This window comes from Rhizobium sp. P1_E1 (assembly GCF_056406015.1).
In genome coordinates this window covers 1-18,185 of record NZ_JBFUAY010000062.1, presented here as the reverse complement: position 1 = coordinate 18,185, position 18,185 = coordinate 1, and the positions used below count along the sequence as shown (strand labels likewise).

General features: G+C 61.2%; 17 protein-coding genes. 2 read left to right on the top strand and 15 right to left on the bottom strand.

The window, feature by feature from the left end:
* Positions 1-196: 196 nt before the first annotated feature.
* From AC1D1Z_RS20380 to AC1D1Z_RS20320, 13 genes are all read right to left on the bottom strand, one after another.
* On the bottom strand, positions 197-1,279 hold the full coding sequence (locus AC1D1Z_RS20380; protein WP_477851616.1) for an LLM class flavin-dependent oxidoreductase: 1,083 nt from the start codon (positions 1,277-1,279) through the stop codon (positions 197-199).
* Positions 1,276-3,006 (bottom strand): dipeptide ABC transporter ATP-binding protein, encoded by a 1,731-nt coding sequence (locus AC1D1Z_RS20375; protein ID WP_477851615.1) that lies wholly within the window; start codon positions 3,004-3,006, stop codon positions 1,276-1,278. The genes AC1D1Z_RS20380 and AC1D1Z_RS20375 overlap by 4 nt, the downstream gene beginning before the upstream one ends.
* Entirely contained in the window at positions 2,985-3,833 is an 849-nt protein-coding gene (locus tag AC1D1Z_RS20370; protein WP_018245537.1) for an ABC transporter permease, read from the bottom strand. The genes AC1D1Z_RS20375 and AC1D1Z_RS20370 overlap by 22 nt, the downstream gene beginning before the upstream one ends.
* Positions 3,830-4,840, bottom strand: a complete 1,011-nt coding sequence (locus AC1D1Z_RS20365; protein WP_018245538.1) for an ABC transporter permease — start codon at positions 4,838-4,840, stop codon at positions 3,830-3,832. The genes AC1D1Z_RS20370 and AC1D1Z_RS20365 overlap by 4 nt, the downstream gene beginning before the upstream one ends.
* A gap of 37 nt (positions 4,841-4,877) precedes the next feature.
* Positions 4,878-6,527, bottom strand: a complete 1,650-nt coding sequence (locus tag AC1D1Z_RS20360; protein ID WP_027690916.1) for an ABC transporter substrate-binding protein — start codon at positions 6,525-6,527, stop codon at positions 4,878-4,880.
* A gap of 184 nt (positions 6,528-6,711) precedes the next feature.
* On the bottom strand, positions 6,712-9,045 hold the full coding sequence (locus AC1D1Z_RS20355) for a molybdopterin guanine dinucleotide-containing S/N-oxide reductase (protein WP_477851614.1): 2,334 nt from the start codon (positions 9,043-9,045) through the stop codon (positions 6,712-6,714).
* Positions 9,046-9,075: 30 nt separating this feature from the next.
* Positions 9,076-10,470 carry an FAD-binding oxidoreductase gene (locus AC1D1Z_RS20350; protein ID WP_018245541.1) on the bottom strand — a complete coding sequence of 465 codons (1,395 nt, stop codon included), beginning with the start codon at positions 10,468-10,470 and terminating at the stop codon, positions 9,076-9,078.
* Positions 10,467-10,592, bottom strand: coding sequence for a rhodanese-like domain-containing protein (locus tag AC1D1Z_RS20345; RefSeq protein ID WP_018245542.1), 126 nt, complete (start codon positions 10,590-10,592; stop codon positions 10,467-10,469). Before AC1D1Z_RS20345 ends, AC1D1Z_RS20350 begins: the two co-directional genes overlap by 4 nt.
* Before the next feature lie 79 nt (positions 10,593-10,671).
* Positions 10,672-11,274 (bottom strand): 2-hydroxychromene-2-carboxylate isomerase, encoded by a 603-nt coding sequence (locus AC1D1Z_RS20340; protein ID WP_018245543.1) that lies wholly within the window; start codon positions 11,272-11,274, stop codon positions 10,672-10,674.
* Positions 11,275-11,286: 12 nt separating this feature from the next.
* Positions 11,287-11,856: a TetR/AcrR family transcriptional regulator gene (locus tag AC1D1Z_RS20335; RefSeq protein WP_018245544.1), complete on the bottom strand. Its 570-nt coding sequence runs from the start codon at positions 11,854-11,856 to the stop codon at positions 11,287-11,289.
* Positions 11,857-11,907: 51 nt separating this feature from the next.
* Positions 11,908-12,936, bottom strand: coding sequence for a ketopantoate reductase family protein (locus AC1D1Z_RS20330; protein WP_018245545.1), 1,029 nt, complete (start codon positions 12,934-12,936; stop codon positions 11,908-11,910).
* Positions 12,937-13,329: 393 nt separating this feature from the next.
* Entirely contained in the window at positions 13,330-14,223 is an 894-nt protein-coding gene (locus AC1D1Z_RS20325) for an NmrA family NAD(P)-binding protein (protein WP_018245546.1), read from the bottom strand.
* A 67-nt stretch (positions 14,224-14,290) separates the two neighbouring features.
* Entirely contained in the window at positions 14,291-14,716 is a 426-nt protein-coding gene (locus AC1D1Z_RS20320) for a MarR family winged helix-turn-helix transcriptional regulator (RefSeq protein ID WP_018245547.1), read from the bottom strand.
* 200 nt (positions 14,717-14,916) lie between these two features.
* Between AC1D1Z_RS20320 and AC1D1Z_RS20315 the strand changes: the two genes are divergently transcribed.
* Positions 14,917-15,321, top strand: coding sequence for a hypothetical protein (locus tag AC1D1Z_RS20315; protein WP_018245548.1), 405 nt, complete (start codon positions 14,917-14,919; stop codon positions 15,319-15,321).
* Positions 15,322-15,398: 77 nt separating this feature from the next.
* Here the strand turns inward: AC1D1Z_RS20315 and AC1D1Z_RS20310 are convergent, their stop codons facing one another.
* Positions 15,399-16,370 carry an alpha/beta fold hydrolase gene (locus AC1D1Z_RS20310; protein WP_018245549.1) on the bottom strand — a complete coding sequence of 324 codons (972 nt, stop codon included), beginning with the start codon at positions 16,368-16,370 and terminating at the stop codon, positions 15,399-15,401.
* Positions 16,371-16,461: 91 nt separating this feature from the next.
* The gene (locus tag AC1D1Z_RS20305) at positions 16,462-17,148 is read right to left on the bottom strand and encodes a glutathione S-transferase family protein (RefSeq protein WP_018245550.1); all 687 of its coding nucleotides are present in this window, start codon (positions 17,146-17,148) and stop codon (positions 16,462-16,464) included.
* Positions 17,149-17,252: 104 nt separating this feature from the next.
* Between AC1D1Z_RS20305 and AC1D1Z_RS20300 the strand changes: the two genes are divergently transcribed.
* A complete protein-coding gene (locus AC1D1Z_RS20300) occupies positions 17,253-17,828 on the top strand; it encodes a TetR/AcrR family transcriptional regulator (RefSeq protein ID WP_018516829.1) in 576 nt (191 codons plus the stop codon).
* The last annotated feature ends 357 nt before the right edge of the window (positions 17,829-18,185 follow it).

Here is an 18,185-nt window from a genome sequence, read left to right as displayed (position 1 = left end):
TCCTTCAGGTTGCAGACCATTGCATTGACGTTAAGGCGCGGCAGCGCCGCGAGGAAGACAGGTCATTCTCTTTCTATCGATTTTATAGAAAATATTCGCTATCGCGGCGGATGGAGTAGGACCCGCTCCCGGCCATGGCGTTGACACTTGATGTCTTCAACTGTCCTGGCATCGAGCCGTGTAGCCTGTGCATGGGTTACGAGGCAGGTGACCAGCCAAGTCCTGGAGCGACTGTCTCGGCCAGATCGGTCAGCAACCRTATATTCTCGGCGAGGCCGAAGGCGGGAGGCAGGAAGAGCACGACCTCGTCTGCGGCTGCGAGGCCCGGGTCGTTGAGCACTGCCTCAATCACTTGATCGGGCGTGCCTTGGAAGACAGGTGAAATCTGAGCGCCGGCTGGTTGGCTGGCGGGCGCGAGGGCACCTTTGGGACGCGACGCGGCAATTCCGATGGTGCGACGCTCGAGGTCATAGGCAGCATATTTCTCTCGAAGTTCGGCGGTGGTCCCGACCAGGATGGAGGCGGCGACTGCGACCGATGGCGGCTCCGTTCCCCAGGTCGTGCGCCAGGTGGCGCGGAACGCCTCGATAATGCGAGCCTGATACTGCCCGAAAGTCTCGCCCTCGGCATGGTCGTGCTGCACGGTTCCCGAGATRAGCCCGATCCCGAGCTCGGCCGCCTGCACCGCCGAGTTCAGGCTGGCTGACCCTTGTCGAATGCGCGAGCGCAGGGTCGGGCTATGCGGCGTTACGCGCAATTCGGCGCCTTGCGGGGCACCCTGGCCCGGCGAAACGACCGTATGGAGGACTTCGCCTGCGATCGCTGAGAGGAAGCGCGCCTGGCGCCGTTTCGCTTCCGTGCGAGCGTCGGTGTCGACTGCACCGAACACAGCGTCGAAGGCCGCGTTGRCACCAGTCGAGATGGCCAGCTCCAGCCGGCCATCGATGAGCAAGTCTGTCGTACCGGCCGCTTCGGCGAGCAGGATCGGGTCCTGATAGCGCATTGGGATGACCGCCGATCCCAGGTTGATGCGCTTGGTGTGCTGACCGGCCGCGGCAAAGAACGGAAGCGGCGAGGAGAGGTAATGGTCGAAGTGTCGCTGATAGGCCCATCCCGACTGGTAACCCAGCCGCTCGGCTTCCTTGAATAGTTCGATCCCGTCGCGCAGACCTTGCGCCGGTCCGGCCTCGTCATTGAACGATACCCGGGTGTTGAAGCCAAGCCGCTGCTTTGGTCGGAACGACGCGGGCTGAGGATTTACAGTCGCAGCGATGGTCATGCGATCTTTTCCTCGTTGAAGATCCGCCGAGGTTGCGGGTGTGGTGCACGGGCGATACCAGCGGCGCCCGATGGGATCGATTCCAGCAGCGACCGAGTATAGGGCTGCTGGGGGTTTCCGAAGATGTCGGTGACGCTCCCATGTTCGACGATGCGCCCGCGCTGCATCACCGAGACGGTGTGCGCGAGTTGGCGCACCAGAGCCAGATCGTGGGAGACGAATACATAGGTCAGGCCAAGCCTGGCTTGCAGCGAAAGCAGCACCTCGACGATGTCGGCCTGAACGCTGACGTCGAGCGCGGAGGTCGGCTCGTCGAGCACGATCACATCAGGCTTGAGGACCAGAGACCTCGCGATGGCCACGCGCTGGCGCTGTCCACCTGACAAGGCTTCCGGCTTACGCAAGAGCAGGTGCTCGCCGAGCCCGACATTGGTCAGCGCTTCGCGGACCCGCGCGGAGCGCTCCTCGCGGGTTCCGATCTTGAACTGGTCGAGCGGTTCTCGTACCAGCTGCTCGACTTTCCAGGTCGGGTCCAGTGACGTGAACGGGTTCTGGTAGACGAGCTGCAGGTGGCGCCATACCGCGCGCAGCGACTCGGGCGAACGACCGTTGAGCTGCTCGCCGGCGACCGCAATGTTCCCGATGTCGGGTTGTTCGAGCCCAAGCAGCAGCCGGATTGCCGTCGTCTTGCCAGAACCGGATTCGCCGACCAGCGCGTGCGTGGTGCCAGCCTGGACGGCAAACGACACGTCGTTGACGGCCGTCAGAACCTTGCCGTCGACCGTGAAAGTCTTCGTGACGCCGCTAACCTCGATCTTCGGTGCCTTGTCGGTCTTGGTCCCGAGGAGACGGAAGGCGGGGTCTCGTAGCTTACGGTAACGATCGGGGTTGAGGGCTGGGACGTCGGCATGCAACTTCCTAGCGTATGYCGAAGCGGGCGCGGAGAAGACAGCCGTGGTGCTGCCGGCTTCCTGGACGATGCCGTCCTTGAGCACCACCAGAGAGTCCGCCCGCTCGGCGGCGATCGCCAGATCGTGGGTGATGAGGAGCAGGCTGATATCCAGTTCGTGCTGCAACTTGGAAAGCAAGTCGAGGATGCGTTTCTGGATCGTGACGTCGAGCGCTGACGTCGGCTCGTCTGCGACCAGCAGCAACGGCCGGGGGAGGACAGCAAGGCCGATCAGCACGCGCTGCAGCATGCCGCCGGACAGCTGGTGCGGGTAAGAGTCATAGACCCGCTGGGGGTTGTCGAGGCCGACCTGGGCGAAGGTCTCCAGGATGAGCGCCTTGCGGATTGCCTTATTGGGCTCGTCGACGAGTGCTGCCGCCTCCATCGCCTGGGCGCCGATCGTCCGCACCGGGTTGAGCGAGTTGCCGGGGTCCTGCGGGACAAACCCGATCGCACGTCCCCGCAAGGGCCGGAAACGACGCTCCGAGAGGCCCAATACCTCCTGGCCGTCGAACTCGACGCGGCCGTTAGCGCGTCCACCAGTGGCGAGCAGTCGCAACACCGCGCGGGCGATGGTCGACTTGCCCGAGCCCGACTCTCCGATGAGGGCGAGGCTCTTGCCGCGGCCGAGTTCAAACCCAACGTCGCTGACGACTTGCTGCGGTCCGTAGGAAACCGACAGCCCATCGATCCGGAGCAGGGGGGACGATCGCCGGAGCGCCGCCCCGGTGACGTCAGTACGGGCGAAAAGCTCAGTCAGTCTGTCTTGCGAAGCCATCGGCTGATCCTGTTCACGGAGAGGACGGTTGCGATCGTGACGAATGCGGGCGCGTAAACCAGCCACGGCCATTTGAGGTAGTCCTTGCCGATCGAGATCAGCAGGCCCCAGTCGGAGGCCGGTGGAGGGTCGCCGTAGCCGAGGAAAGCGAGACTGGCGATCACCAGGATTGAGTCGCCGAACTGCAGCACTGCAAGCGGTAGCACCGAGCGCGAGGCGTTCGGCAGCACGTGGCGCCAAAGGATGTGCCAGCGCGATCCACCCAGTAGAAAGGAAGACTCGACGAATGTCGCTTGYCGGGTCTTGATGACCTCCGAGCGCATCACCCGGGCGAAGAGGGCCACCGCCGAGACGCCGGTTGCGATGGCGGCGTTCGTGGTGTCGAAGCCGATCGCCGTGACGACGATGACGGCCAGCAGGAATTTTGGAATCGCAAGCAGCACGTCGACCAGGCGCGCAAACAGAGTATCCACCCACCCGCCGAAGAAGCCGGCCAGCAGGCCGATGAGGCCACCGGCGAAAACGCCGATGACGACGGCGATCAGCGCGCTGGCGACCGAGGAGGCTGTGCCATAGACCACACGGGTATAAAGGTCGCGGCCGAGGTGATCGGTGCCGAACCAGTGCGCTGCACTTGGGCCCAGCAGCTTTTGAGAGGGAACGCCGTTGACCGGGTCATAGCTCGTGAACAGGCTTGGGGCGAGAGACCAGGCGATCGCCAGCGCGACGATTGCGAAAGAGAGCGCGACGACCGGCGGCACGCGCAGCGCCGTCAGCCGCCCGATCGCGGTGATGCGCGAGGTAGAGTGGGTGGAGGCGAGGGTCATGAGGTCACCACCTTGGAAATGCCGGCGGAACCTTCGTCGGCTGTGGTTGGACGACGCTCGGGCGTGCCAAGCAGTTTTACGCGCGGGTCGAGCAGCGGGTAGGCAAGGTCGGCGATCAGGTTGACGACCACGAAGACCACCGCTGCCAGAGAGACGACCGCCTGAAGCACGGGCAGGTCCTGAGTGCTCACCGACCGCTGCACCAGGCTGCCAAGACCGGTGCGTCCGAATACCGTCTCGGTGATCAGCGAGCCGCCGAGCAGTTCGCCGATGGTAAGCGCAATGACGGTAATGACCGGGAGCGAAGACGGCTTGAGCAGGTGCTTGGCGAACAGGCGCATTTGCCCGAGCCCGCGGCCCCGCGCGACGGCGGCGTATTCCTGGCCGGACTCATGATCGAGGTTGGCGATGAGCACTTCGGCGATTTGCGCGGAGATCGGGATGCCGAGCGCGATGGCTGCGAAAAGGGTCGCCCAGAAGCTGTCGGGCTCGATCACGCGGAAGACGCCGAGCTGGAAACCGAAGAGGTGGATCAGCACCAGGCCGATCACGAAGTTGGGCACCGACAGGAACAATGACGGGAAGCCCCGCAGCAAGCCTTGGCCAAAGTGTTTTGGAAGAAACTGCGTGCCATAGGCGATCACCGCCGCGAGCAGCAGCGCGACGACGAGGCCTGCAGAAGCAAGGATCAACGTCGATGGCAGCACCTCGGCGATCAGCGTCGCGACGGGCCGGTTGGTCCGCATCGACAGGCCGAGATCGCCGGTCACGAAGCCGGAAAAGGATGTCCACAACTGGACCGGGATCGGCTTATCCAGGCCCTGGGCGGCGATGATCTCCTTGATCTCATCCGGTGTGAACCCATTCTGGGGGTTGTTCAGGACATTGGTGATCGGGTCGCCGGGCAGGATGCTTACGACGACGAAGGTGAAGACATAGGCCAGCAGGATCACGACGATCGCCTGTACGAGGCGTTTTGCGGCGTAGTTTAGGTAGGCTTTGCTCATGCCGTCACCTTCTTACGTTGCTCGGTTGAATTGCGGGTTATTCGCTTTTCGAGGCCGTGTAGTAGCTGGCATAGGCGACGCCGTTATAGACTTCGCCCTTGAGCTTCGGGGATTGGACGTAGATCCGCTGGACGATTTGCGTGCGCGGGATGAAGTAGCCCTGATCGAGAATGTACTTCTGCAGTTCGTCGAGGAGCGGTTTGCGGCCTTCGATGGAACCGGCGCTGGCGATCTTGTCGCGGAGTTCGTTGAGCGTCTTGTCGCTCTCGTCGAGGGCGAACCAGTTCTCGCCGTTGTTGGCGTTCGTCAGGATACTGGCGACGGTGCCGGCGTCGATGAAGCTGCGCGTCACCTCATAGGCCGGCACGGCCGGACCGCCGTATTTGACCTTTTGGCCGAAGGTGACGACATCGTAGGCACGGATAGCGACTTTCCAGCCGATCTTGCCGAGTTGCTGGGCGATGAGTTCGTCGACCGATTTCGAGGTTGCGAGGTAGGGGTTGGAATGCAGCGTCAGCACGAGCGGCTGGCCGTTCTTGGTGCGGATGCCGTCTGCGCCCTTGACCCAACCCGCCTCGTCGAGAAGCTTCTCGGCCTTGTCGGGGTTGTAGGCCAAAAGCGCACTTTGATCGGTCGCTCCCGGCACGTTGCTCTGGATGAAGGACGTCGCGAGCTTCCAGTCGGGTGTGTAGACGGTGTCGATGATCTCCTGGCGGTTGATGCCGGCCTGCAGGGCCTGGCGGACTTTCACGTCGTCATATGGTGCAAGCTTGGTGTTGATTGCCCAACCATTCACGAAGCCGAGATAGCGCGGTGTCGCGGTGGTGAAGCCCTCTGCCTTCAAAGACTCCAGCTCCTGCGGCGAGGCGTTGTAGGCGACGTCGGCCTGGCCGGACTGGACAGCGGCCACGCGCAGCGAGGGCTCGGACACCAGCTTGTAGGTGATCGTGTCGAGATAGGCCGGACCAGTATGACCGACTGCCGCAGGCCCCCAGTTGTAGTCCTTGCGCTTGACCAGCTTGACGAAGTCGCCCTCCTTCCAGGAGTCGACCACGTAGGGGCCGCTGCCGGAGGTCTTACTGAGGTCGGCCTGCTGGGCTGCGGGCTGAGCGAGGGTCTTCGGGGAGATGAGGATCGAGCCGTGATAGCCGAGGGTCGGGATGAAGCCGAGCGTCGGCGCCTTGAAGAAGACCTTCACTGTGGTCGCGTCCACCGCCTCGGCGTGGTCATAGGTCTTCGGGAAGAGACCAATCGGGTTGATGCCTTCGCTCTTGCGGCCGGCGTACCAGATGTCGAGATTGGCGACGACGGCCGACGCATCGAGCGCGGTGCCGTCGGAGAAAGTGACGCCGCTCTTCAGGTGCAGGGTGAACTCGGTGGCCTTGTCGTTCTGCTCCCAGCGTTCGGCGATCCAGGGGCTGACCTTGCCGTCAGCATCTACGTAAAGGAGCTTATCGGTCACATGGCCCCAGATGTGGCCCTGGAAGCTGGAAATGGCGCTGTTGTTCGGGATCCAGGTATCACCCAGCGAGTCGATCAGGAAGGTGATGTCACCGCCGTTGTGTGGGCTATCGGCACTCAGAGCCGGATTGAACTCAGCCGTTACCACCAAGGCGGCGATTGCCAACGCAGAGGTGGCGATCAGCAGACGCCGGGAAAGGGAGAACGGGGAAGAGCGTTCGATCATAATGCGGTCCTGTATTGTTTGCCAAGTAGATCACGACGCATAGCCTAAGCAGGGCAACAGGAGGGAGAAAGACCAGTTGTTCTTTTTCTACTAATTTTATGGATTATTTTGTTCGGTTTCTGGGTGTGTGAGGATCAGCTTTTCCGGGCTCAGTGCATCCTTCGCCGTGGTTGGTGACGCCGATCTACTGGTTGCCGGCCCTCGTGCTGGACCTCTCAGCCTCGTCAAAGAACGTCATCCCCTCGAATATCCGCACCGGAGGCAGTTCGCCGACGAACCGCTCTGCGTCCACCCTGGTAAGCTGTCCGGTCGAGCCCTGGGCCAATTGCGAGGTTCCGACATCACGGGTGAGGATGTTCGGGTTGCCGTGAACGCACATCGATTTGTCGGAGGCCGCATTGTCGGGTTCGAACCACGCACCCGTTGCAAGCTGCATCACGCTCTTTCGGACGTCCTCGCTGATCACCGCGGCTGCAAGGCAACTGCCGCGGGCGTTGAACAGCCTCACAATGTCGCCATCGGAAATGCCGCGTTCGGCCGCGTCAGCCGGGTTTATACGAACCGGTTCCCGCCCCTTTATCTTGGTGGAGCGGCTGAAATCGCCATAGTCCAGCTGGCTATGCAGCCGCTGATGCGGCTGGTTGCAGACCAGGTGGAGCGGGAAGCGGCTTTTATCGTCCTCCGCCTCCGCCCTTGGCGGATACCATCGCGGATGGCCGCGGCAATCATCGTAACCGAAGCTTTCGATCCTCTGCGAAAAGATCTCGATCTTCCCGGATGGCGTTTGAAGTGGAGATGCAAACGGATCATGGCGAAAGGCACGCGCCGGTCCGCCATCGTCGGGTTTGAGCGGCAGGCGCATCTCTCCGCGTTCCCAGAACGTCTCGAAGTCGGGAGCTTCGTGTCCACCGGCTACGAGCGCCTTGCGCGTTGTTTCGAAAAGGAAGGTTAGCCATTCCCGGCTGGTCCGGTTTTCGGTGAACTCTTCGAATTTGCCGAGACGGCGCGCGATCTCAGAGAAGATTTCATAATCGTCCCGTGCTTCGCCGACCGGCTCGATCAGCTTCTTCATGGCGACCATCAGCGGATCGCGGTCCGCCGCCCCGATATCGTCACGCTCGAGCGTGGTCGTCGCCGGCAGCACGATATCGGCGTGGCGCGCAGACGACGTCCAGGCCGTCTCATGCACGATGATGGTCTCCGGTTTCTTGAATGCCGCCCGCAGCCTGTTGAGATCCTGATGGTGATGGAACGGGTTGCCTCCCGCCCAATAGACGAGGCGGATATCGGRATAACGCATCGCGTGGCCGTTGTAGTTGTACTCGTGGCCCGGATTGAGCAGCATGTCGGCGATACGCGCGACGGGAATGAAATCCGACACGGCATTCTTGAATTGGCTGAGCGTCGGCAGTGGGACGGCGAGCTGGTGTTTGCCGATGTTGCCCAACGCACCAAGGGAATAGGAATAGCCGCCGCCATCCAGCCCAATCTGCCCGAGCATTGCGGCGAGCACGATGCCCATCCAGACCGGCTGCTCGCCATGGTCGGCACGTTGCAGGGAATGGCTGACGGTGATCAACGTCCTGGCGCGCGCCATGGAAAGCGCGAGGGTCTTTATGGCATCGACGCCGATGCCGCAAATGTGGGACGCCCAATCCGGGCTTTTTTCGACACCATCGATCCGGCCAAGCAGGTAGTCTTCAAAACGTTCATAGCCGACCGTATATCGGTCGAGAAATTGGCGGTCGTGCAATCCCTCGCTGACGAGCACATGCGCGAGGCCGAGCATCAGCGCGATGTCGGTGCCAGGTAAGATGGGCAGCCATTCGGCATTCACCTCAGGAGGAAAATCGTCTTTCAGGGGGCTGACGAGGACAAAACGCGCACCTCGCGCGTGCGCGCCGTTCAGCGTCCGCGGCACGATATGCGCGCTGATGCCGCCGCCATGCACATCGGTGTTCTTGATCGCCATCCCGCCAAAGGCGACGACCAGCTCGCTGCTCCGTTCGATGGCATCCCAGGTGACGCTCTTGCGGTCGAAATGATCGTATGGTCCCAACACGTGCGGGAGGATGACCATTGCCGCACCGGAGCTGTAGGTGTTGACGGAACCGACGTAACCACCCAGCACGTTGAGAAACCGGTGGATCTGGCTTTGTGCATGATGGAACCGTCCGGCACTAGCCCATCCGTAGGATCCTCCGAACACGGCTTCCGGGCCAAAGTTTCCGTAAACGCGCTGCAGCTCTTTTGYGACGAAGTCGGCTGCGCGCGGCCAACTGACCTCGACATAGTCGTCGGCCCCGCGATTCTGCGCGTGACCCGGCGCGCCTTCGAGCCAGCCGCGCCTGATCGCCGGCCGCCTGATGCGCATAGGGCTATGGGCGATCGCCGGAATGTTGCCCAGCAATGGCGACGGATGCGGATCGCCCGGATGAGGCCGGACCTCAAGACCTCCGTTTTCGTATCGGCCTGAAAACGCCCCCCAATGGGAACTGTGGGTCTTGAAGCTATTCATTTGACAGTGCCCTCGGCAATCAAGCCGTTATCAGACTGCTGGCGAAACATCGTTCGGAAGGATTTTGCCGGGATTCATGATGCCCTTCGGATCGATGGCATTTTTGATGACCGCCATGAGATCCACGGCATCTCCGTGTTCCTGACGCAAATATTTGATCTTGCCTGTGCCCACCCCATGTTCGCCCGTCGATGTGCCATCGACCGAAATCGCGTATTCCACCATCTTCTTGTTGATGGCGGCGACCTCGTCGAGTTCTGCCTGGCTCGTCGGATCGACGGCGAAGACAACATGGTAGTTGCCGTCGCCGACATGGCCGAGAATGGCGGCCGGCACGCTGCAGCTACGCAGCAGTTCGCGCGTGTCGAGAATGCAGGCACTGAGCTGCGATACCGGCACGCAGACGTCGGAAGACCAGCCCTTGGCATTCGCACGCTGGGATACGACGGCATAAAACGCATTGTGACGCGCCTTCCACAGGCGGTTGCGTTCTTCCGGCGTATTGGCCCATTCGAAGTCCTTGCCACCGTTGTCCCCGACGATGCCGGCGACCATCTCGACCTGTTCCTGCACGCTGGCCGGAGAGCCGTGGAACTCGAAGGCCAGTGTGTCCTCGATCTTCAAGGACAGGTTCGAATAAGCATTGACGGCTTCGATCAGACCACGGTCCATCAACTCCATCCGCGCGACCGGAATGCCGAGCTGCACGACTGCGATGGCCGCAGCAACCGCCTGTTCGACATTCTCGAACGAGCAAAGCGCGGCCGAGGTCGTTTCCGGAATGCCATAAAGCCGAAGCGTCACCTCGGTGATGATGCCGAGGGTCCCTTCGGAGCCCACGAAGAGCCGCGTCAGATCGTATCCGGCCGACGACTTTCGTGCCCGCCCACCGGTTCGGATGATCTGACCGCTCGGCAGAACGACGGTTAGAGACAAGACGTTTTCGCGCATGGTTCCGTAGCGCACGGCATTCGTGCCTGATGCGCGGGTCGATGCCATACCGCCGATCGAGGCATTGGCGCCCGGATCGATCGGGAAGAACAGGCCCATGTCACGCAGATGAGCGTTCAACTGCTCGCGGGTCACGCCGGCCTCAACCGTGCAATCCAAATCCTCGGCGCTGATGCGGACGATCTGCGACATGCGGGAGAGATCGATGGAAACACCACCCCGTACCGCGCTCAGATGGCCCTCGAGGGAGGTACCGGCGCCGAATGCGATGACCGGCACGCCTTCGGCCGCGCAGAGCCGCACGGTTTCCGCTACGTCCTCCGTGTTTTCCGCAAAGACGATTGCCTCCGGAATCGCGGCGATGTGGTGGGATTCACCGCGGCCATGCTGCTCCCGCAAGGGCTGCGATGTGGAGAAGCGGTCACCGAAACGGTCGTATAGCGCCTCGATAACAGCAGGGGAGGGCGCGATCACTTGTCCGCTCCGCGCGACATCGGTGTCGTGAAAGAGCCGTCAAGAATGACGTGGCCAGGATGATCGAGATGCGCCGCCAGCCATTCGGTGAAGACCAGGGAACCCGGCGAGCAAAGAGACATGAGAAACCCCGGAATTGCGATCTGAGGTTTGCGGCCCGGCTGCGTTCGCGCGGGCGCGCACCTCGACTTTACGACAGGATCAGGCGACCAGTTTTGCGCCCTTGAGATGACGTTCGAGGAAGGGCAGGCTGTCCTGCCCCCAGTAAAGCTCGTCCTCATAACGGAATGTCGGCAGCCCAAACACACCGGCGTCCTTGGCGGTCTTGTAATTGGCCTTCCATATCGATAACACGGCGTCGCTCTGGGCACGCTCATCCAGCGCTGCGCCATCGAAGCCCGCGGCATCCGCGATTGCGCGACGCACCTGTGCGTCACCGATATTTTCTCCGCGCAACCAGAAGGCCTCCTGCAGCGCTTTCGTCAGCTTGAGCCAGTCTTTGCCCGCATCGATGGCGGCAAGGATCATGAAACCCGCCGGCGTTGGATCCGACAAGGCCGCGCGATTTTCGAAGTTCAGCGTTTTGCCCCGGACGGCCGCCCAACGCTTGAGATCCTTCGTCCAATAAGCTCGACGGGCCTCCGGCCGGTTACGAGAATAGATGGCGCCGTTATCCTCAATCAGGGGGATGACATAGGGGCGGATCGTAGCGTTTTGTTCGGAAGCCAGTGCCGCGAACGCGTCCAGACCGATGAAAGCCCATGGCGAGCCAATGCCGAAGAAATAGTCGATGATCTTTGTCATATTATAGTGCTCTCAAGATGTCCGGTCGCGTAGGATTGCGGCGTCGAATACAGAAAGTGCGCAGTCTCGGGCGACGAGAACCGCTGTTGGATCACGTCCGACTGCCACCGTCGCAAGCGCGCCTTCATAGAGAAGCGATAGATGAGCAGCCGTCTGGTCGGGCCCTAATTCGGCTTTGGAGATAATGGCACGGAAGATGTCGCTCACGGCCTTCTTATGCGTTCGGGCGACGGACACGACGCGTTTTGAGTCGCCATGCTCGGCCACCGCAAGAGCAAATGCGCAGCCCCGGAACTCCGGGCTGTCGGCCTTTTCATACAGGCGCTCGAAAATAACTCTCACCTGGTCTCTCGGAGCAGCCGTCGCGTCCAAGGCCTCCCGCAAGGAGCGAACAACACGTTCGTGGCGATCCTGGAGATAGGCCGCAACAAGATGATCCTTGGACGGGAAGTGTCGATATAGCGTTGCCTTTGCAACTTTCGCTTCTTCGATAATGCGATCTATCCCAACAGCCCGAATACCTTCGCTGTAAAATAGCCCGCCGGCTGCGGCGAGGATCTGATCTGATATGGGTTCTCTCATTGGATCGCTTCAGGTTGGTGGTTGCATCGTTGAACAATTAGACGGCGACAATCAGTTCGTTGCGGCGAGATCGGTGTTGCTCGCCCGATAGGGCCTGTCGACAAGTGATTGAATCGCGTCAAGCGCCAGTGCTTTGGTGAAGCCGCCTTGATGCTCCAATCTGCCAGCAAGATTCTGGACAACCTCATTGTAGGGTGTCGGAATATTGTGGAAACGACCCAGCAAGACGATTTCGCCGTTGAGAAAATCGACTTCACTCGAAGCGCCTCTGGTAAAACTCTGCCAGGTCGATTGTTGACCGGGATGGATGCCACTGTCCTGAGCTATACGCCACCCTGAAAGATCTGTGGTCCGTTCAGAGGGTGAGGCGAGGTTATAACCGGCAGCCTCGAGAGCCTGGCGAGCTTCATTGACCAGCGCCTCGGCGATGGAGACGCGGAGATCCTCGGCCCCAACGAACAATTCCAAGACGTTTCTGACGTTGTGAAGAAGTTTGGCTGATTTCCAACGGCGGATATCATTGCTGGTTTCGGCCAGATAATTAGCGCGGGTGAGGTCCGCCGCAATCTGCTCGGCTGTTTCATCAGAACCCGACGGGAAACGCCCTATGGTGACCACGCCGACCTGCGGATCACCCGCCACTGCAACGGAGCCGGTTTCGGTAAACCGTGCTGGCGTCAGAATACTAGCTCCGTAAACCCTGGCGAAAGTTCTGAGCGCAATCGCTTCTGTCGCCAAGCCATTTTGAAAGGTGACGACGGGGAGACTGGCAGCCGTTGCACCTCCCGAATCCGACACAGGACGCCATGACCAGGAGGCCAGGGAGCTTGCCGCGTCCTGAGTTTTGACCGTCAACATCAGGATATCATCGAGGGTCAATTTGGGCGGGTCGCTGAGGTCGAAAGCGTTAAGCCCGATCTGTCGCTTGCCAGAGGGACGTTGGTAGCTCAAACCATACCTCTTTATATGGCCGATCTGTGCGCCACGTCCGACGAGCGCATATGTGATGCCGGAAAGTTCGAACTGCGCAGCGAGGCTCGCACCAACCGCGCCTGCCCCCACGATAACGTATCGTGTCATCTCTCTTCCCAAATCTGATTTATGACCAAGGCGGACTAGCGTGTGGCGTCAGCGAGAAGGTCGACAAGCCCACGTTTGAAACATAGGCATGTAAATGGGCCGAAGAAAGACAGGTCGTTCTCTTTCTACTGATTTCGTAGAAAATAGTTTGGAATTTGGACGTTTTACGGCCACCTTAATCTCCGCCGGCCATGGATCAAATAAGAAGCAAATTCTGGAAAATGCCTTCGGTAGATCCGGTAACGAGGGCGACTTTACCTGATAGGTTGATGTTCAACTTGCTTCTCCTGGAAGGTTGGCCGGGCGGCGCATTCATCGCGCCGCCATCAGCTTGTGGACGGAGCCGGCGTTTCAGACCCGGTGATGCCGATGCTCGGGCCGCGCCGGAGCGGCTTACGCCGCCGCGTTCAGGGTATTGAAGGCGGCCCGGTGCGAGGTGACGAAGTCCTGAACGGTCATCGGCGGCACGCCCGTCACTTCGGCGATGATCTTGTCGGCGCCCGAGAAGATGCCATTCTGGTAATCGAGGGCGATCGCGCAGAAATGCTGGATCAGAAATTCCGGCAGGCCGAACTTTTCCAGGCGATCGCGATAGGCGGGGATGGTCAGCGGCTGGTAGCTGATCTTGCGGCCGAGCACCTCGCTGATGGCCGCGGCGATGCCCGGCTGGTCAAGCTCGGTCGACCCATGAAGCGTGTAGGTCTTGCCGATATGGGCGGCCGGATCGGCCAGCAGCGAGGCGATCAGGCGGGCCTGGTCCTCGGCGGCGATCGGCGCATGACGGCCAGCGCCGTAAGGCAGATCAATGATGCTCTGCTCGACGATCGTCTTGCGTGCAAACGGGTAGAGCAGCCATTGCGAGAAGAAGGTCGGCCGCAGGTGGATGGTGGGAACGCCCGACCAGTCGAAGATCCGCTCGGCGATCCAGTGATCGCGCGCCGCATGGCTCTTGGAGTCCTCGCGCGCGGAGATCTGCGACATGTTGATTACGGCCTTCAGCCCGGCGCGCCTGGCCGCATCGGCGAAATATGCCGTCGTCTGGATGATGCCGGGACGGACCGGATAGCAGAAATAGGCGGCAGTGGTGCCGGCGGCAGCGCGGATAACGTCGTCATGCTCGAAGAGGTCGCCAACTACGACCTCGGCGCCTTCACTGCGAAGCGCGTCGGCGCGCTCGTCTTGCCTGTGGACCATTGCGCGGACGGAGTGGCCTTTTTCGAGCAGGCGTTGGACGGTGTAGCGGCCGGTCTCACCGGTTGCGCCGGTAACGAGGAACTTGTCAGTCATTTCTATCTCCTTGTGTTTGGCTGCATCATAAAGTGTGTAATTACACAGTTTTGGGTAAAAAGGGGAGCTACCCGCCGAGGTTCAGCTCCAGGATTTCATCGCGCATGCGCACGGCGCGGTCCTGTCCGACCTCCCGCTCAAACGCGGCCTGGGCGTTTTCCCAAAGGGGGACAGCCTCCGCCACCTTTGCGACGCCGGAGGGGGAGAGGGTGACATCGAAGGCGCGGCCGCTGTCGGCTCTCCCGGCGACAACCCATCCGGCTGCCTGCAGCGGCTTCAGCGCGCGGACGAGCGTCGTACGCTCCATGCTCAGCATATGGGCCAGACTGGTGATCTTGAGGCTCTGGTAGGCTTCTAGCAGCGACAGGATGGAGAACTGCGAGACCGACAGTTCGGCAGGCGCCAGATGATTGTCGTAAAGACGGCTCAGATGCCGCGCGTTCTGGCGGGCGGCGAGGGCGTAACAGAGATGGGGACCAGTGGGTGTCGGCATGGGGCACATCTAAATGTGCAATTGCACAGTGTCAAGCGCGAATCTCGGCGTTCGACGGACAAAGTAGAATGCTCGCCACATCCCGATTCCAAGCCTCATTGCTTGACGTGCAATTACACACTATATCCCGCAAGGTCGATGTTGAGTTTGGATCGCGCTCACGCGGCCACCCCAGAAATCACGCCTTCCGGAGAAACGTCATGACGGGCAGCAACGGAGAAAAGCACCCATTCCTCGATGATCTTGCCGATGACGCCGAACTGAGAGGGACGGTCCTGCGCCGTCCGGTTTCCGGCCGTGACAATATCAAGCGCCTGGTCGAGGCCGTCGGCACGCTCTATGCCTCGCAGACGCCGACCTTTTATGGGGCGATCGATCAGCGCCATTTCCTGCAATACAAGGCAACACTTCGCACCGGCCTCGATCTGGAAGCGGTAGGTGTCATCGAGCGCGACGAGACCGGGCTCGTTCGGCGCGTGACGATGACATTTTCGCCTTTGGACGCTGCGCTGTCGCTGTCGGCGGGATTGGGCGGCATTGTCGGGGAGGAGTTTGGTGACGATCTCTTTTACGACGCGTCGGTCAACGCGATCACGGCGTCCTGATTGCCAGACTCGCATACGATCGCATGCAATAGCGCCGGAGGCTGGGCTACAGCCAGCCCCCGGCCTTTCCCACGCCATCAGCCGCGAAGGAACGCCAGCAGGTCGGCGTTCAAGCGGTCCTTGTCGACATGCAGCAGCCCATGGGAGCCGCCTTCGTAGACAATGAGCTTGGCATGTGGAACGAGCCCGGCGGTCAGTTTCGCGGAGATTTCCAGCGGGACGATCTGGTCGTCGCTGCCGTGGACCACCAGCGCGGGAACGGTGATCTTCTTGAGGTCGTCGCGGAAATCGGTTTCGGAGAAGGCGCCAAGCGCGTGATAGGCGGCAAGAAACCCGGTTGCCTGTCCCTGACGCCAGTAGCTCTCCCTAAGACCTTCCGAGACGTGCGAGCCCGGACGGTTGAAGCTGTAGTACGGCATGGTGACGTCGAGATTCCACTGCGACCGGTTTGCCTGCACAGCGGCGCGGAACGTATCGAACAGCTCCTTTGGCGCTCCGTTTGGATTGGTCGCGGTCTTGAGCAGGAAGGGTGTCACCGAGGAGACGAAGGCGACCTTGGCGACGCGGCTCTGGCCGTGACGCGCGACATAACGCGCGACCTCGCCACCGCCCATCGAGTGGCCGACGAACGTTGCCTCGCGCAGATCGAGCGCTTCGACCAGTTGCGCCAGGTCGTCGGCGAAGGTGTCGTAGTCGTAACCGCCGGACGGCTGGCTCGACCGGCCAAAGCCCCGACGGTCATGGGCGATGACGCGATAGCCGTTCTGCAACAGGAAGAACATCTGGTCCTCCCAGGCGTCGGACGAGAGCGGATAGCCATGGCTAAACACCACGGCCGGACCGGTGCCCCAGTCCTTGAAGTAGAGGTCGGTGCCGTCTTTCGTGACCAGGCGGTCGCCTGTGAGCTTCCCGGCATGGACTGACGCGGGCGTTTTTGCTGCCGCCAAGTTCGCACTGGCACCGGCCGCCGCCAGTCCGACGCCGGCGATGGCAGCCCCTTTCAGCAGGTTGCGCCGGGAAGCGCTGTCGGGTGTTGAGATCGTAGACATGAGGAAACTCCGTGAGATTATGCCGCCTGGGCGGCGCGAGTGGGTAATGTGGTTGGACGTATCGGCGCGATGTTCAGGCCGGGTGCGGGGATCAGAAGCCGAGCCTGCGCAGATCCTCCGCGACGAACATCTGGCCGCTGCGATTCTTGACGCTCGGCAGCTCGGAGACTTTTGCGCGCCAGGACTTCAGCGCGGAATGATCTTCAGGGATGGCAATGCCGGCGGCGTCGGCAAACATCAGCCCGGCAAACACCGTGATGTCGGCCATCGAGAATGCATCGCCGGCGACGAACGACTGGTCCTGCAACAATCTGTCGAAATATGTCATGCCGGCGAGCGCCTTGTCGCGCTGGCGGTTGCCCCAGTCCTGGCGGCCAGCCCATTCCGGGCTCTTGAACACTTGTAGCTCGGCGCCGAGGCCGGGCGTCGCGTGGTGGAAATAGTTGCCGACCGCATCGAGCAGCTCGGTCTCGGCCCGCTTCTGCATCATGTGGATGACGGCCTTTTCCTTTGGCGTCTTGCCGGTGAGCCGCGGATCGCCGTCGAGATTGTCGAGGTATTCGGTGATGGCAGTGGCCTCCGCGATGTAGGTGCCGTCCTCGAGCTGGAGCACCGGCAGCACGCCCGAGGGGTTCTTTTGGAGGAAGGCGGGTTGCTTGTGTTCGGCACCGATAAGATCGACGGAAACAAACTCGACCTGCGGTTCGAGATCCTTCTCGGCGAGCACGATGCGGATGCGTGCCGGATTGGGAAACCCGGGGCGATCGAAGATTTTCATGGGAGACTCCTTTATCTGTCTATCGATAGATAGATTGCAGTCGTCGTTTATCCCTTCCCTTTTCCGGCGTCAACAACTATCTATCGAGTGATAGGTAAGGATCGATGATGGCCAAAACCAAAACGGATATGCGCGAGGCGGTCATGAGCGCCGCAAGAGCGACGGTGCAGGCGCACGGTTATAATGCGCTTAGCTTTCGTGAGCTCGCGAAAGAAGTGGGGATCAAGAGTGCCAGCGTGCACTATCACTTCCCGACCAAGGGCGCCCTCGGCGCTGCATTGGCGCGTCGCTACACCGAGGACGGAGCAGCCTATCTGACGGAGCTGCTGGCGACGTCCGAAAACGCGACCTGGTGCATGGACAGATATACTGAGATCTTTCGCTCAGCTCTGGCAAACGACAATCGCATGTGCCTGTGCGGAATCATGAGCGCCGAACTTGACGACCTTCCCACGGAGGTTCGGACCGAGGTCGATAAATTCGCCGCTATGAACGTCGGTTGGCTATCCAAGGTGCTTTCGCGGGCCAAGCCTTCCGCAAGCGACCAAGACCTGCAGGAGCACGCGATGGCGATCTTCGCAGCCATCGAGGGGGCCCAGCTGGTCGCGCGGGGCTGCCAGGACATCGGCATCTATGACCGGACGATCCGGGCTTACCGAGCGACAGGTCTCTTCCCGTAATTGGCCGGCGGCTCTAATGGGAGTGGCAGTTGCTCAAGTGAGGGCGATGGTGTTTTGCGCAAGTCCGCCGGCCGACCTATCCGGCGAGCCACTTCAGCGGCATCTGCAGTCGAAATACCCCTCCTACTCAGTCAGGTGATACTGCTGGCGCGGGCGTGGTTCAAAATCAGCAGCAATACGGGATCGTCGGGTCCATCCCCGTCAAGACCGGCAGGTTGGCCGTCGTCTCGGTGCGCGCTTGGTCTCGCGCGCGGCAGAACTGCCTCTGTTTGGCAGCCCCACAGAACGTTACGAGGCCTCGATTCTACGTGCAACCTGTTCGGGAGTGTTGAAGGCGTGGATTTATCGATTTAAAGG